The organism is Sulfobacillus harzensis (assembly GCF_012933365.1).
Lineage (GTDB): Bacteria > Bacillota > Sulfobacillia > Sulfobacillales > Sulfobacillaceae > Sulfobacillus_B > Sulfobacillus_B harzensis.
The window spans coordinates 1-1952 of record NZ_JABBVZ010000231.1 but is presented as its reverse complement, the minus strand read 5'-3'; the positions used below and the strand labels follow the sequence as shown (position 1 = coordinate 1952).

Here is a 1952-nt window from a genome sequence, read left to right as displayed (position 1 = left end):
TAATGTCCCACTGCGGTCGTCAAGGGTTAGTCGTCTGCTCTATCATTTCAGTCAACCTGACTTTGACGAATCCCTGAGCGGTCGGCCCGGTTGACAGGAATCGAAGATGCCACAGCGAAATTTAACGGGACGACCGCCGTCGAGGTGAAACCACGTCTCAATCGTTGTTTGATTTCCTAGCCAAACGCCAGACGTACGCCGCTCAGGGTGACGATGCTTCCGTGGAGCCCCTGTTGCCGGGAGCTCGGCAACTGAAATATGGACACGGGGCGTTCTTCTACCAGGATGTGTATTTTGGGGTGGCGTATTTTGTGGGGCAGGAGACGGTTTATGATGAGGGCCAGCCTTATTGGTCGATGAGCTACGCTGGCGGTGTAGACCCGGCAGTGACTGCGACGGATGAAATCCGCAGGATTTATGCCTTTCTGCGATCCGCGCTCCGAGAGGTTTCCGTAGAACACCCTTTTCGGGGCCCCTCACATTTCCGAGCTGCAGATTTCGAGTACCGTAATACCTGCGAAGGACAGTTTGATCCCTTTCATGGGACTGAAGTGATTCGTCAGCAGGACCGAACGGTGTATACCTTGCATTACAGCGGAAGCATTGTGCGGTAAGCGGCTGTTGGTGCTTGCTGAGACGTGATTGTGCGGCCGCCACCGGGCAACAGTTTATACGCGAGTCGGAGGGATGAGTTTGGACTTCAAGCAATTTCAGGCATACGTTCAAGAGTTCAGTGCTAAGCACGGGTGGCACCAGAAGCCCGTGGACACGCGGTTGTGTTTTCTGATGACCGAAGTGGGGGAACTTACCCAAGCGGTCTTGCAATGGGATCAACAACCCGGGCCGGAACAGCGGCAAGCGGTGGGTCAGGAGATCTTTGATGTGATCTGGAATGCCGTCGACGTGGCCAACCGCATGGGACTCGATATCACTGAGTGTTTCCACGACAAGATGGCGATTAACGCGAGCCGTCAATGGTCCGATTGAGGTTGGGCATTCCGCCCAATAACCGACGCATCACCTTAATGGTTTGCGGAGTGAATGAGCGGGATTCGGGGGCGTAAGTGCGGCTGGCAATCCGGTGTTCTTGAGCTGGTTAGCACTATTCTGCGAGGGAATCCGCGATTTTACAGCGTAAGTCTGCGCGATTGACAGCGATTCACGGAACGGGAGGGCTGAGAGCGTTAACGAGAGGTTACTCACGAGCTATAATTATGGAAATTTTGGCGATCTTCATGGGGGAATATCATGGTACCGCAACGGGTGACGTTAATTACAATTGGCGCATGGGATGTTCCCAAACTGCGCGCCTTTTATCAAAGACTGGGCTGGCATGAAACGGACTGGAGTTCGGACAACTATGCGGTATTCAAAAATGCCGGCTGTATGTTTTCGATTTGGTCAATTAATGAGTTGTCCAAGGATGCAGAAACAACCATTCCCCGTGACCCAGGATTTTTTAGGGGCGTGACGTTAGCCATCAACGTCGAAACCCGTGAGCAAGTGGATACGGTGCTGTCAGAAGCGGAGGCCGCGGGAGCTCACATTAATCGTCCGGCAACGGATCGGTTTTGGGGTGGCAGAAGCGGGCGTTTCCTGGATCTGGAAAACAACGCATGGGAGGTAGCGTACAACCCAAACGCCGTATTTGACGAAAAAGGCGCCATGATTGAAATGAATAGTTAAAGGAGGCTGGCAGGACGCCCATCGCGAGCTTGGTATGACTAAACGACTAATTCCGTTGATGCGTTATTGGGGGGAGCAGTAAGTCTCGCTACGGGAACAAGTCGGGATACAGGAATCCATCCCGGACATACCGAACTGTTGTGCAAAAGTAAGCGTTTTTGTGTGGAGCCAATGGCAAGTCTCCCATCCATGCTAGCAGCTTGTGTGAATAGTCCCGAACATCCGGCGCAAAAAGGACTTCGCGACCCGGATGGCGAAATAAAAAC

The 1952-nt window shown here is 53.0% G+C and carries 3 protein-coding genes; all 3 read left to right on the top strand.

The features are described 5' to 3' along the window. Positions 1–221: 221 nt before the first annotated feature. The 3 genes from HIJ39_RS22650 (at position 222) to HIJ39_RS22640 (ending at position 1686) form a co-directional block, all read left to right on the top strand. Positions 222–614, top strand: coding sequence for a DUF5680 domain-containing protein (locus tag HIJ39_RS22650; protein WP_207711874.1), 393 nt, complete (start codon positions 222–224; stop codon positions 612–614). Positions 615–693: 79 nt separating this feature from the next. Beyond that, the gene (locus HIJ39_RS22645; RefSeq protein ID WP_169103295.1) at positions 694–987 is read left to right on the top strand and encodes a MazG-like family protein; all 294 of its coding nucleotides are present in this window, start codon (positions 694–696) and stop codon (positions 985–987) included. 261 nt (positions 988–1248) lie between these two features. Continuing rightward, on the top strand, positions 1249–1686 hold the full coding sequence (locus HIJ39_RS22640) for a VOC family protein (protein ID WP_169103294.1): 438 nt from the start codon (positions 1249–1251) through the stop codon (positions 1684–1686). The last annotated feature ends 266 nt before the right edge of the window (positions 1687–1952 follow it).